Origin of the sequence: Pseudomonas corrugata (assembly GCF_050920615.1) — a bacterium.
Lineage (GTDB): Bacteria > Pseudomonadota > Gammaproteobacteria > Pseudomonadales > Pseudomonadaceae > Aquipseudomonas > Aquipseudomonas corrugata.
This window is the reverse complement of the sequence record NZ_CP130434.1, coordinates 238,748-252,215: the sequence shown is the minus strand read 5'-3', so window position 1 is coordinate 252,215 and position 13,468 is coordinate 238,748. Positions and strand designations below refer to the sequence as shown.

The window sequence follows — 13,468 nt, the reverse complement described above, 5'->3', positions numbered from 1 at the left end:
ACGAGAGAGGATTGGCTTCATGGTTGATGCGAAGCCCAAGACTATAGCGGACTCGATGGCTGGCGTGCTGCTGCCTTTCCCTCTACGCCGTGAGCCGGTATTGTCGCAGCCTGCGACAGGGGATCGGCACCGGATCTGACAGATTGCGCGCTCCCCTGATGATGTCCGTTACCCTAGAGATCAAGGAATCGCGCCCATGCGTGTCGCCATACTGGATGACGAACCGGCAGAATTGCGCCGGGTGGAACAGACACTGCAACAGATCCCCGGCAGGGGAGAGCAGACCTGGACCCTGCACAGTTTCGAACGCGGCGAGGACTTGTTGCGTCAACTGCGTCGGGAGACCTTCGACCTGCTGATCCTCGATTGGCAAGTGCCCGATATCAGCGGCCTGTCACTGTTGCGCTGGACTCGAGAGCACATGGACTCGCCACCGGCCGCCATCATGCTCACCAGCCGGGACGGTGAACACGACATCGTTCAGGCTCTCAACACCGGGGCTGACGATTACGTGAGCAAACCCTTCAGGCCCAACGAGCTAAAGGCCAGGGTCACTGCGGTGTTGCGTCGCCATAACCTGCAACGTGCTCCGGCCAGCGAGATGCTGGTGTTCAACGACCTGGCCTTCGACGACGCCGAGCTGACCGTCACCCGCGCCGGTATCCCCATCAGCCTGACCGAGCGGGAATACCGCCTGGCCCGTTGCCTGTTCGCCAACCTGGGTCGTCCATTGTCCCGGGAATATTTCTACGAACGATTCTGGACCCACGAAGAAATGACTTCATCCCGTCCACTCGACACCCATATCTATCGCCTGCGCAACAAGCTGGGCCTGACGGCGGACCGAGGTTGGCAGTTGTTGACGATTTATGGGTATGGGTATCGGTTGGAGAGTGTGACGGCGGGAAGCGAAACATCGGTGGCGAGCTAGGTTGATCGTTCCCACGCTGAGCGTGGGAACGATCAATCAGCCGTGCGTTTGTACCAGGCTTCCTGTTTTTGCAATCCGGCGGCGCTGCACCAGCAATCCGGAGACCACTACCAGCAGGCTCAACAGCCCGGTCGCCAGGATCTCCACGCGGTGGGCCTCCTGGAACAGCATGATGGTCAGGGCCGCGACGATGAAAATGATCACCGCGTAGGTCAAGCCTGGGAACAACCACATGCTGAAGGCGATTTTTTCCCCACGGGCCATGCGCTGCTTGCGCATGCGCAGTTGCGAGAACGCGATCACCAGATACACCAGCAGTGCGATGGCGCCGGAGCTGGCCAGCAGGAACTCGAACACCGCCGCCGGGGCCACGTAGTTGGCAAACACCGCCAGGAACGCCGCAGCGGTCGAAAGCATCACCGCCCAGTAAGGCGTGCCGCTCTTGTTAGTGCGCTGGGAAACGGCCGGCGCATCTCCACGCTTGCCCAACGAAAACATCATGCGCGACGCCGTGTAGAGTGCCGAGTTCAGGCAGCTGGTCACCGCAACCAACACCACGATATCGACGATCAACTTGGCATTGGGGATGCCCATGCGTTCCAGCACAGTCTGGTAGGAACCCACGCTGGCGAGCAGCGGGTCATTCCATGGCACCAGGGATACGACCATGAAAATCGACACGAGGTAGAACAAGCCGATCCGCCAGATCACCGAGTTGGTGGCCTTGGAAATCTGCTGACCCGGGTTCTTCGATTCAGCCGCCGCGATGGTCACGATCTCGGTGCCCATGAACGAAAACATGGTGGTCAGGATCGCCCCCAACACCGCACCCATGCCGTTTGGCAGGAAGCCTTGGGTGTCGAACAAGTGCGAAACACCGCTGACTTGGCTGGTGGGCAAAAGACCGAAGATCGCCAACGTGCCGAGGCCAATAAAGCCAATGATTGCTATGACCTTGACCAAGGCGAACCAGAATTCGAATTCCCCGTAGTTCTTCACGCTGAACAGGTTGGTGATCGTCAGCAGTAATGTGATGACCAGCGTGAAAGCCCAGATCGCCACGTTCGGAAACCAAGCATGCAGGATGGTCGCGGCGGCGTTGGCCTCCAGTGGAATTACCAGCACCCAGAACCACCAGTAGAGCCAACCGATAGTGAAACCGGCCCAATGACCAATAGCACGATCAGCGTAAGTCGAGAACGAACCGGTGTCCGGCGAAGCCACCGCCATTTCACCCAGCATCCGCATCACCAACACCACCAATGCACCGGCGGCGGCGTAAGCCAACAGCACAGCCGGACCGGCCGCAGCGATAGCATGACCGGAGCCTACGAAAAGCCCGGCACCAATCACGCCGGCGATGGAGAGCATCGTCACATGCCGGGGTTTGAGCCCTTGCTCCAGATTGTTGGAAGTTTGCGTACCACTCATTGAGACTACCCTTGGTCTTGAATTTATTCGTACCGCCTCGTACCACCGTGTCTTTTGTAAATTTAAAGAAACGAGGTGTTGTTTATTTAACACGCAAGTTTTACGCCAGAAAAGCTGAGGTCCCGTGGTGTCGGGGGTCTGGGCCGATATGCAAGGGATTGAGAATGAAAGGTTTGTTCCTGAGTGTTACTGCGTTACCCGATCATCGAGCACCCAGTGCTGACAGGGAACATCTTCTTCAAGCGTAAAAAAAAACCAACGCATGAGCGTTGGCTTTTTTGGAGCAGGCGTTGCCGAAGGATCAGAAATCCAGATTAGACACCGCCAGCGCATTGCTCTCGATGAAGTCACGACGAGGCTCGACCGCATCACCCATCAGGGTGTTGAAGATCTGGTCCGCGCCAATGGCGTCTTCGATGGTCACTTTCAGCATCCGGCGCGAGCCCGGGTCCATGGTGGTTTCCCACAACTGATCCGGGTTCATCTCACCCAACCCTTTGTATCGCTGGATAGTGTGGCGCTTGGTGCTTTCAGCCATCAGCCATTCAAGGGCTTCCTTGAACTCGGTGACGGCTTTCTTGCGCTCGCCACGCTGGATGTAGGCGCCTTCGTCCAGCAGCGTGCTCAGTTGCGCGCCGAGGGATACAACAGTCTTGTAGTCGTTGCTGCTGAAGAAGTCGCGGTTGAAGGTGACGTAGTTCGACAGACCGTGGGAGATCAGTTCGACCTCCGGCAGCCAGACGTTACGCTCGCGGTCTTCACGCAGGCTGGCTTTGTAGACCAGGCCGGACTTCTCGACGGTGCGCAGGCGGACTTCGTACTGGGCCAGCCAATCCTGCATCGCTGCGTGATCGGACAGTTGCTCCATGCTGACGGCCGGCAGGTAGATGAAGTGCTCAGTCAGTTCCTGTGGGTACAGGCGGGACAGGCGCTTGAGGGTTTTCATCACCAGGCGGAAGTCGTTGACCAGGCGCTCGAGAGCCTCACCGGAAATGCCCGGGGCGTCTTCGTTCAGGTGCAGGCTCGCATCCTCCAGGGCCGACTGCGTCATGTACTCTTCCATGGCGTCGTCGTCCTTGATGTATTGCTCCTGCTTGCCTTTCTTGACCTTGTACAGCGGCGGCTGGGCGATATAGATGTAGCCGCGCTCGATCAGCTCCGGCAACTGACGGAAGAAGAACGTCAGCAGCAGGGTACGGATGTGCGAACCGTCGACGTCGGCGTCGGTCATGATGATGATGTTGTGATAGCGCAGTTTGTCGATGTTGTACTCTTCGCGGCCGATGCCACAGCCCAGCGCGGTGATGAGCGTACCGACTTCCTGGGAAGAGATCATCTTGTCGAAGCGCGCCTTCTCGACGTTCAGGATCTTGCCCTTGAGGGGCAGGATGGCCTGGGTCCGGCGGTTGCGTCCCTGCTTGGCGGAACCGCCAGCAGAGTCACCTTCCACGAGGTACAGTTCGGACAGGGCAGGGTCCTTTTCCTGGCAGTCAGCCAGTTTGCCCGGCAGGCCGGCGATGTCCAACGCACCTTTGCGGCGGGTCATCTCACGGGCCTTGCGCGCCGCTTCACGGGCACGCGCGGCGTCGATCATCTTGCCGACCACCAGCTTGGCTTCGTTCGGGTTCTCCAACAGGAAGTCGGAGAAATACTTGCCCATTTCCTGCTCGACCGCGGTCTTCACTTCGGAAGACACCAGCTTGTCCTTGGTCTGGGAGCTGAACTTCGGATCCGGCACTTTCACCGAAATGATCGCCGTCAGGCCTTCGCGGGCATCGTCACCGGTGGTGGCGACTTTGTGCTTCTTCGCCAGGCCTTCCTGTTCGATGTAGTTGTTCAGGTTACGCGTCAACGCCGAACGGAAACCTACCAGGTGGGTGCCGCCGTCGCGCTGAGGGATGTTGTTGGTAAAGCACAACAGGTTCTCGTTGAAGCTGTCATTCCACTGCAGGGCGATTTCCACGCCGATGCCGTCTTCACGCTGGATGTTGAAGTGGAACACCTGGTTGACCGCGGTCTTGTTGGTGTTCAGGTATTCAACGAATGCACGCAGGCCACCTTCGTACTTGAACAGCTCTTCCTTGCCGCTGCGCTCGTCCTTGAGGACGATGCCGACACCGGAGTTGAGGAAGGACAGCTCACGGATCCGCTTGGCCAGGATGTCCCAGCTGAAGTGGATGTTCTTGAAGGTTTCGCTGGAAGCCTTGAAGTGGATCTGGGTACCAGTGGTTTCGCTGTCGCCAACAATAGCCATTGGCGCCTGAGGCACACCATGGACGTAGGTCTGTTCCCAGATCTTGCCACTGCGGCGCACGGTGAGCACCAGCTCCTCGGACAGCGCGTTCACAACAGAAACACCTACGCCGTGCAGCCCGCCGGAAACCTTGTAGGAGTTGTCATCGAACTTACCGCCGGCGTGCAGCACGGTCATGATGACCTCGGCCGCGGAAACGCCTTCTTCCTTATGCACGTCGACCGGGATGCCTCGACCGTTGTCACGAACGGTGATGGATTCATCCGGGTGAATGATGATGCTGATGTCGTCGCAATGGCCGGCGAGGGCTTCGTCGATGGAATTGTCGACCACCTCGAACACCATGTGGTGCAGACCGCTGCCATCGTCGGTGTCACCAATGTACATACCGGGACGTTTGCGTACGGCATCCAGGCCTTTCAGCACTTTAATGCTCGTTGAGTCGTACGTATTTTCTTCGCTCAATGCCTTCACTCCCGATGGTCGTGGGTCTGGGTGATACGGCCCTGTTCCACGTGGAACAGAGCGACTGGCGTTTCCGTCTGCCAGCCTTCCCTCAATAATTCGTGATCTACACAGGTGATAAAAACCTGGCAGCGTAAGTCTTCCAGCAAACGGCACAGCGCCCGACGGTGGGCCTCGTCCAGCTCGGACGGCAGGTCATCCACCAGATAAATACACTGACCGCGACGGGCCTGGCTGACCAGGTGCCCCTGGGCGATACGCAAGGCACACACCACCAACTTCTGCTGCCCCCGGGACAAAATGTCCGCGGCGTTATGGGCGCCCAATCTGAGGCGCAAGTCAGCGCGTTGAGGTCCAGCCTGGGTATGGCCCATCTGCTGGTCCCGTTGCAGCGAGCCAGCCAGTACGGTGCTCAGTTCCCGGTCCTTGTCCCAGCCTCGGTAATAGCTGAGCGTCAGGCCCTCGAGCTCAACCAGCTCGCTCAAGGTCTGCTCGAAAACCGGTTTCAAGGCTTTGATGTAAGCGCGGCGGTATTCATCGATTTCAGCGCTGGCCTGGCACAGTTCCCTGTCCCAAACCGCTTGCGAAACGGCGTCAAGTGTACCATGCCGCAGCCAAGAGTTTCTCTGGCGCAGCGCCTTCTGCAAGCGCTGCCAGGTCGCCATGAAACGCGGCTCCACGTGAAATACGCCCCAGTCCAGGAATTGCCGGCGAATCTTCGGTGCGCCTTCCAGCAGACGGAAACTGTCCGGGTTGATCAATTGCAACGGCAGGATCTGCGCCAGTTGCGCGGCGCTCCGGGCGTTCTGGCCGTCGATGCGAATCTGGAACTCGCCTTGCCGGTCCCGGGAAATGCCCAACGCGCTATGCCCCCCTTCCGCCAGCTCTACCTGCCCGAACACCGTACAGGCCAATTGATCGTACTGGATGACCGGCAACAGCCGGGTACTGCGAAACGAGCGGGCAAGCCCCAGCAGGTGTACGGCTTCCAGGACGCTGGTTTTGCCGCTGCCGTTGGCGCCGTAAAGAATATTGATTCGGGGGGAAGGGGAGAAGGTCACCGGGTGCAGATTGCGCACCGCGGTGACCGAGACGCGACTTAAGGACATCTAGGCTGATTATTACAGACGCATCGGCATGACAACGTAAGCCGAATCGTCGTTATCGGATTCCTGCACCAAGGCACTGCTGTTGGAGTCCGACAGGATCAAGCGTACTTGCTCGGTGGTCATCACGCCCAGCACGTCGAGCAGGTAGCTGACGTTGAAGCCGATCTCCAGGGAGCCGCCGTTGTAATCAACACCCACTTCTTCTTCCGCTTCTTCCTGTTCAGGGTTGTTCGCCTGAATCTTCAACTGCCCGCTGGCCAGTTGCAGACGGATACCGCGGTACTTCTCGTTGGACAGAATCGCGGTACGGCTGAAGGCCTCGCGCAGCGCCTGGCGGTCGCCCACTACCAGTTTGTCACCACCTTTAGGCAGCACACGTTCGTAATCGGGGAACTTGCCGTCTACCAGCTTCGAGGTGAAGGTGAATTCCCCGGTGGTGGCGCGGATGTGATGCTGACCCAATACGATGCTGACATTGCCGTCCGGCTCGGTCAGAAGGCGAGCCAATTCCAGGATACCTTTACGAGGCACGATCACCTGATGGCGATCCGGCTGCCCGATATCGGCCTGCATCGAGCACATCGCCAGGCGATGACCGTCGGTAGCAACGGCGCGGATTACACCGGCGGACACTTCCAGCAGCATGCCATTGAGGTAGTAACGCACGTCTTGCTGGGCCATGGCGAAGCTGGTGCGTTCGATCAAGCGGCGCAGCCTGCTCTGCTCAAGGCTGCAGGTCAGCGAGCCCGGGCCTTCTTCCACGGTCGGGAAGTCGTTGGCGGGCAGTGTCGACAGGGTGAAACGGCTGCGCCCGGCCTTGACCACGAGCTTCTGATCATCGACCTTGATGTCGATCAGCGCATCGTTGGGCAGGCTCTTGCAGATGTCCATCAGCTTGCGCGCCGGTACCGTGATGGAACCCGGATCGGCCGGCTCTTCAAGTTGCACACGACCAACCAGCTCGACTTCCAGGTCGGTACCGGTCAGCGAGAGTTGCTGGCCGTCGACAACCAGCAGCACGTTGGAAAGTACCGGCAAGGTCTGGCGGCGTTCGACGACGCCTGCGACCAGTTGCAGGGGTTTCAACAGGGCTTCGCGTTGAATGGTGAAATGCATGGTCTAGTCCCTTGCCTTAATAAGCTGCGCTGGTGGTCATCAAGTGGTCAGTGTACGCAGCAGGTTCTTGTAGTCCTCGCGGATGTCCGCGTCGGATTCCTTAAGTTCGTTGATCTTGCGGCAGGCGTGCAACACGGTGGTGTGGTCGCGTCCACCGAACACATCGCCGATTTCCGGCAGGCTGTGGTTGGTCAGCTCCTTGGACAAGGCCATGGCCACCTGGCGCGGCCGAGCCACCGAACGCGAACGGCGCTTGGAGAGCAGATCGGATATTTTGATTTTGTAGTATTCAGCAACGGTTCGCTGAATGTTATCCACAGAAACAAGCTTGTCCTGAAGCGCCAGGAGGTCTTTCAAAGACTCACGAATGAGCTCGATGGTGATATCGCGGCCCATGAAGTGGGAATGCGCGATCACCCTCTTGAGGGCACCTTCAAGCTCGCGCACGTTCGAGCGAATCCGCTGAGCGATAAAGAACGCGGCATCGTGAGGCAGCTCGACCTTGGCCTGATCGGCCTTTTTCATCAGGATCGCTACCCGGGTTTCCAGCTCCGGCGGCTCGACGGCTACCGTCAGGCCCCAGCCGAAACGCGACTTCAGACGTTCCTCCAGGCCTTCGATTTCCTTCGGATAACGGTCACTGGTGAGAATGACCTGCTGCCCGCCTTCAAGCAACGCGTTGAAGGTGTGGAAAAACTCTTCCTGGGAACGTTCCTTGCGGGCAAAGAACTGAATGTCATCGATCAGCAGCGCGTCCACCGAACGATAGAAGCGCTTGAATTCATTGATGGCGTTCAGTTGCAGCGCCTTGACCATATCGGCCACGAAACGCTCGGAATGCAGGTACACAACCTTGGCGTTCGGGTTCTTCTTTAATAGGTGATTGCCCACAGCATGCATCAAGTGGGTCTTACCCAGACCCACACCGCCATACAGAAACAGCGGGTTGTAGCCATGCTTGGGGTTGTCCGCCACCTGCCAGGCTGCTGCCCGGGCCAGTTGGTTGGACTTGCCTTCGACAAAGTTTTCAAAGGTAAAGGTGCGGTTCAGATAGCTAGTGTGCTTGAGCGCACCTTCGACCTGCACGGTGCGTTGTTCGGCGCGTACCGGTGCCTGTTGAGTGCTGGCGCCCGCCATCGGGTCGAAGCTGTCCCGAGAGGGCTCTTCACTGGCCTCGGACACCTTCTGTGGGTTTCTTTTGCTCGGCGCTGGAGACGAGGCCGGGGCGACCGGGTTTGCCGGCGCTACAGCGGCCTGGGCCTGAGAGGCCGCGGCAGCCAGCGGCGCATTCGGGGCCGCGCGTGGGGCCGAGCTGCGCTTGCTGCCTATCAATAGGGATAACGCAGGCCCCATGCCATTGCCATGCTCGTCGAGCAGCTCCATGACCCGACCCAGGTACTTTTCGTTGACCCAGTCGAGAACGAAACGGTTCGGTGCGTAGACGCGCAACTCGTCGCCTTCGGCTTCGACCTGTAGCGGACGGATCCAAGTGTTGAATTGTTGGGCAGGCAGCTCATCGCGCAAAAGCTCCACGCACTGCTGCCAAAGTTCCACTGACACGGACATCCCCTAAGTTGAAAGCCGGTGAGGCAAAAACAAGCGGCCATTGTAGCGAGCAGACGTTCACTTATCCACACGCAGGTTCATCCTCCGCCACGATTTATCAATGCGTTAACCCACAAAAAGACGACAGGCGGTCAGTGGATAAGCTCTGTGGATAACCCCGCCTGAGGCCGTTGTACAAGTCGGGGGGAAACTCGGTGGATAAGCCTCCTGTGGATAACCAACCTTTCCACACACAGCTTATCCGAGGCCGCAGCACAGGCTGGACACTGCTTTCCCCTGTAGTTGTCATTCTCTGTACAGGCCGCTCTACAAGGGCTTGTGCTGGTTATCCACAGGCAGGAGGCCGCATAGCTTTTATAAGATTCACAGAAAAGCTTTAAATAATTCCCTTCTCTATTTCTATATCTGGCGCTGCGTGATCAACAACCGGACGCCTGAATATCTATTTAAAGGAAACGTTGGTTGGAAATTGACCTATGGACTTGCTTTCTCTAGAATCCCCGGTCTCTTAAAACGGGGGCCATTCCGGCCCGTTGTGGACGAACCAGGTAACACGACATGAAACGTACTTTCCAACCAAGCACTATCAAACGCGCTCGTACCCACGGTTTCCGTGCTCGCATGGCTACCAAGAACGGTCGTGCCGTCCTGTCGCGTCGTCGCGCCAAAGGTCGTGCGCGTCTGGCAGTTTGATAATCCGGCACTGGAGGTGAGTCAGGACTTCAGTCGGGAAAAGCGTCTGCTTACACCCCGGCATTTCAAGGCAGTCTTTGACTCCCCTACCGGCAAGGTTCCGGGGAAAAATCTCCTGCTCCTTGCGCGCAGCAACGACCTCGATCACCCCCGCCTAGGGCTGGTTATCGGGAAAAAGAGCGTCAAGCTCTCCGTGCAGCGCAACCGCCTCAAACGTCTGATGCGCGAATCGTTCCGACTGAACCAGGATTCACTGGCTGGATGGGACATCGTTATCGTCGCGCGCAAAGGTTTGGGGGACGTAGAAAACCCTGAACTGATTCAGCATTTCGGCAAGCTCTGGAAACGTCTGGCCCGCAACAAGCCAGCATCACCAGTCAACACCGAAACTGCAGGGGTGGACAGTCCCGATGCGTAAACTGGCACTCGTTCCGATCCAGTTTTACCGCTACGCCATTAGTCCCCTGATGGCCAGTCACTGTCGTTTCTACCCCAGCTGCTCCTGCTACGCGTATGAAGCCATAGAAAATCATGGCCTTCTGCGCGGTGGCTGGCTGACCTTTCGTCGTTTAGGTCGCTGTCATCCGTGGAATCCCGGTGGTTATGACCCGGTTCCGCCTATCCCTACCTCCCGTTCTTCTTCGATGGCCGAGTAATCATGGATATCAAACGCACGATCCTGATCGTCGCCCTGGCAATCGTGTCTTATGTCATGGTTCTTAAATGGAACCAGGACTATGGCCAGGCTGCCTTGCCGACTCAGAATGTTGCAGCCAGCAATACCGCACCGAGCCTGCCGGACACTGCTTCCGGCAACAACGCTGCCAGCAGTGATGACATTCCGCGCGCGGCAAGCAATAGCAGTGCTCCTGCCGAAGCCCCTGTGGCTGCAAGCAAGGATCTGATCCAGATCAAGACCGACGTGCTCCAACTGGCAATCGATCCACAGGGTGGTGACGTCGCCCAGCTGACGCTGCCGCTTTATCCACGTCGCCAGGATCATCCGGAAATTCCGTTCCAGCTGTTCGATAACGGTAACGAGCGGACTTATCTGGCCCAGAGCGGCCTGATCGGTGCCAATGGCCCGGATGCCAATCCGGCCGGTCGTCCGGTCTACTCTTCGGAGAAGAAAAGTTATCAACTGGCTGACGGTCAGGACCAATTGGTCGTGGACCTGAAGTTCAGCAAGGATGGCGTCAACTACATCAAGCGTTTCACGCTGAAACGTGGCTTGTATGACGTAGTCGTGTCCTACCTGATCGACAACCAGAGCGCACAGCCTTGGTCCGGTGCGATGTTCGCGCAGCTGAAACGTGATGCCAGCGCCGATCCTTCCTCCAGCACCGCCACCGGCACTGCGACTTACCTGGGTGCCGCTCTGTGGACAAGTTCCGAGCCGTACAAGAAAGTGTCCATGAAAGACATGGACAAGGCGCAGCTCAAGGAAACTGTTCAAGGTGGCTGGGTTGCCTGGTTGCAGCATTATTTTGTAACCGCCTGGATCCCGCAGAAGGGCGAAAACAACATCGTCCAGACCCGCAAGGACAGTAAAGGCAACTACATCATCGGCTATACCGGTCCTGCATTGACCGCTGCTCCGGGTGCCAAGGCTGAAACCAGCGCTACATTGTATGCCGGTCCAAAAAGCCAGGCCGTGCTGAAACAGTTGTCCCCAGGTCTGGAACTGACCGTGGACTACGGTTTCCTGTGGTTCATTGCCCAGCCGATCTTCTGGCTGCTGCAACATATCCACAGCATCGTCGGCAACTGGGGCTGGTCGATCATCTTCTTGACCATGCTGATCAAGGGCTTGTTCTTCCCATTGTCGGCCGCCAGCTACAAGTCCATGGCTCGCATGCGCGCCGTGGCGCCAAAACTGGCCGCTCTGAAAGAGCAACATGGCGACGACCGGCAGAAAATGTCCCAGGCCATGATGGAGCTGTACAAGAAAGAGAAGATCAACCCGCTAGGTGGTTGCTTGCCGATTCTCGTACAGATGCCTGTGTTCCTGTCGCTGTACTGGGTTCTGCTGGAAAGCGTGGAGATGCGCCAGGCGCCGTTCATGCTGTGGATTACCGACCTGTCGATCAAGGATCCGTTCTTCATCCTGCCGATCATCATGGGCGCCACCATGTTCATCCAGCAGCAGCTGAACCCGACGCCTCCGGACCCAATGCAGGCGAAGGTCATGAAAATGATGCCGATCATCTTCACCTTCTTCTTCCTGTGGTTCCCGGCTGGTCTGGTGCTGTACTGGGTTGTGAACAACGTGTTGTCCATTACTCAACAGTGGTACATCACGCGTAAGATCGAGTCGGCTACGAAGAAAGCCGAGGCGTAACTTGCACTGTGGATAACCACACAAAACGCCCCCTAGTGGGGCGTTTTGCTATCTGTCATTTTTGTCTGGATACCGGTTTATGAGCACACCTCGTGAAACCATCGCCGCCGTTGCCACCGCCCAAGGTCGAGGCGGTGTTGGCATCGTCCGCATTTCGGGACCGCTGGCCAGTGTCGCGGCCAAGGCCATCAGTGGTCGTGAGCTCAAGCCACGGTTTGCTCATTACGGGCCATTCTTCAGTGACGACCAGCAGGTGCTCGACGAAGGCCTCGCTCTGTATTTCCCGGGGCCGAACTCATTCACCGGGGAAGACGTGCTGGAACTGCAGGGCCATGGCGGCCCTATCGTTCTGGACATGCTGCTCAAGCGTTGCCTTGAACTGGGTTGTCGCCTGGCCCGGCCGGGCGAATTCAGTGAAAGGGCCTTCCTCAACGACAAACTCGACCTGGCCCAGGCCGAAGCGATCGCCGATCTGATCGAAGCCAGTTCGGCACAGGCTGCACGCAATGCCCTGCGTTCCTTGCAGGGTGCGTTCTCCCAGCGCGTGCATGGCCTGACCGAACAACTGATCGGCCTGCGAATCTACGTCGAGGCCGCCATCGACTTTCCCGAAGAAGAAATTGACTTCCTTGCCGATGGCCACGTGCTAAGCCAGCTCGACAAAGTGCGTGAGGAGTTATCCACAGTACTGCGGGAAGCGGGACAAGGTGCCTTGTTGCGCGACGGTATGACGGTGGTGATCGCCGGGCGACCGAATGCCGGCAAATCCAGCCTCCTCAATGCACTCGCAGGCCGTGAAGCTGCGATCGTTACGGAGATCGCCGGCACTACCCGGGACATCCTGCGTGAACATATCCACATCGATGGCATGCCCTTGCATGTTGTGGATACCGCCGGGTTGCGCGATACCGATGACCAGGTGGAAAAGATCGGCGTTGAACGGGCGCTGAAGGCCATTGGCGAGGCCGATCGCGTGTTGCTGATGGTTGATGCGACTGCACCGGAAGCGGATGATCCTTTCGCTTTGTGGCCTGAGTTCCTCGAAGTACGGCCGGACCCGGCGAAAGTCACGTTGATCCGTAACAAAGCCGACCTGACAGGCGAGGCGATAGCCCTTGAGGTCAGCGCTGACGGCCACGTGACCATCAGTCTGAGTGCAAAAGACGCTGGGCTGGGCCTGGAACTGCTGCGTGAACACCTCAAGGCTTGCATGGGCTATGAGCAAACCTCGGAAAGCAGCTTCAGCGCCCGGCGTCGTCACCTCGAAGCCTTGCGCCATGCGAGCGCCGCGCTGGAACACGGTCGCGAACAGCTTACGCTGGCGGGTGCCGGAGAATTGCTGGCCGAAGATTTGCGCCACGCCCAGCAGTTCCTGGGAGAAATTACCGGTGCCTTCAGTTCCGATGACCTGTTGGGACGGATTTTCTCCAGCTTTTGCATCGGTAAGTAAGTTTTCCTTCAAGCGGGCTGCACATTGCGTTCCTTGTGGCCCGACTTCCCTCCCTCCCTTCCCTCGATTGCCCTTTATGGCGGCTCGCCCGCGGGTGTATCTGCAATTCTGC

Annotated in this window: 11 protein-coding genes; 6 read left to right on the top strand and 5 right to left on the bottom strand. The window is 58.1% G+C overall.

Annotation, left to right across the window (positions count from 1 at the left end; translation table 11 throughout):
• Positions 1-196: 196 nt before the first annotated feature.
• Positions 197-931, top strand: a complete 735-nt coding sequence (locus QZH45_RS01080) for a response regulator transcription factor (RefSeq protein WP_024777772.1) — start codon at positions 197-199, stop codon at positions 929-931.
• 36 nt (positions 932-967) lie between these two features.
• Here QZH45_RS01080 and gabP read toward each other — a convergent pair whose 3' ends face one another.
• The 5 genes from gabP to dnaA all read right to left on the bottom strand — a co-directional run bounded on the left by gabP (position 968) and on the right by dnaA (position 8,866).
• Positions 968-2,362, bottom strand: a complete 1,395-nt coding sequence (gabP, locus tag QZH45_RS01075; RefSeq protein ID WP_055135073.1) for a GABA permease — start codon at positions 2,360-2,362, stop codon at positions 968-970.
• 301 nt (positions 2,363-2,663) lie between these two features.
• Positions 2,664-5,081: a DNA topoisomerase (ATP-hydrolyzing) subunit B gene (gyrB, locus tag QZH45_RS01070; protein WP_024777774.1), complete on the bottom strand. Its 2,418-nt coding sequence runs from the start codon at positions 5,079-5,081 to the stop codon at positions 2,664-2,666.
• 5 nt (positions 5,082-5,086) lie between these two features.
• A complete protein-coding gene (gene recF / locus QZH45_RS01065) occupies positions 5,087-6,190 on the bottom strand; it encodes a DNA replication/repair protein RecF (RefSeq protein WP_024777775.1) in 1,104 nt (367 codons plus the stop codon).
• 12 nt (positions 6,191-6,202) lie between these two features.
• Entirely contained in the window at positions 6,203-7,306 is a 1,104-nt protein-coding gene (dnaN, locus tag QZH45_RS01060; RefSeq protein WP_024777776.1) for a DNA polymerase III subunit beta, read from the bottom strand.
• A gap of 39 nt (positions 7,307-7,345) precedes the next feature.
• Positions 7,346-8,866 carry a chromosomal replication initiator protein DnaA gene (gene dnaA / locus QZH45_RS01055; RefSeq protein WP_024777777.1) on the bottom strand — a complete coding sequence of 507 codons (1,521 nt, stop codon included), beginning with the start codon at positions 8,864-8,866 and terminating at the stop codon, positions 7,346-7,348.
• A 564-nt stretch (positions 8,867-9,430) separates the two neighbouring features.
• Between dnaA and rpmH the strand changes: the two genes are divergently transcribed.
• From rpmH to mnmE, 5 genes are all read left to right on the top strand, one after another.
• Positions 9,431-9,565 carry a 50S ribosomal protein L34 gene (gene rpmH, locus QZH45_RS01050; RefSeq protein WP_003213577.1) on the top strand — a complete coding sequence of 45 codons (135 nt, stop codon included), beginning with the start codon at positions 9,431-9,433 and terminating at the stop codon, positions 9,563-9,565.
• A 16-nt stretch (positions 9,566-9,581) separates the two neighbouring features.
• On the top strand, positions 9,582-9,983 hold the full coding sequence (rnpA, locus tag QZH45_RS01045; RefSeq protein ID WP_024777778.1) for a ribonuclease P protein component: 402 nt from the start codon (positions 9,582-9,584) through the stop codon (positions 9,981-9,983).
• A complete protein-coding gene (gene yidD / locus QZH45_RS01040) occupies positions 9,976-10,221 on the top strand; it encodes a membrane protein insertion efficiency factor YidD (RefSeq protein ID WP_010465488.1) in 246 nt (81 codons plus the stop codon). Before rnpA ends, yidD begins: the two co-directional genes overlap by 8 nt.
• A 2-nt stretch (positions 10,222-10,223) precedes the next feature.
• Positions 10,224-11,906: a membrane protein insertase YidC gene (gene yidC / locus QZH45_RS01035; protein ID WP_024777779.1), complete on the top strand. Its 1,683-nt coding sequence runs from the start codon at positions 10,224-10,226 to the stop codon at positions 11,904-11,906.
• A 79-nt stretch (positions 11,907-11,985) separates the two neighbouring features.
• On the top strand, positions 11,986-13,356 hold the full coding sequence (mnmE, locus tag QZH45_RS01030) for a tRNA uridine-5-carboxymethylaminomethyl(34) synthesis GTPase MnmE (RefSeq protein WP_055135074.1): 1,371 nt from the start codon (positions 11,986-11,988) through the stop codon (positions 13,354-13,356).
• Positions 13,357-13,468 lie beyond the last annotated feature (112 nt).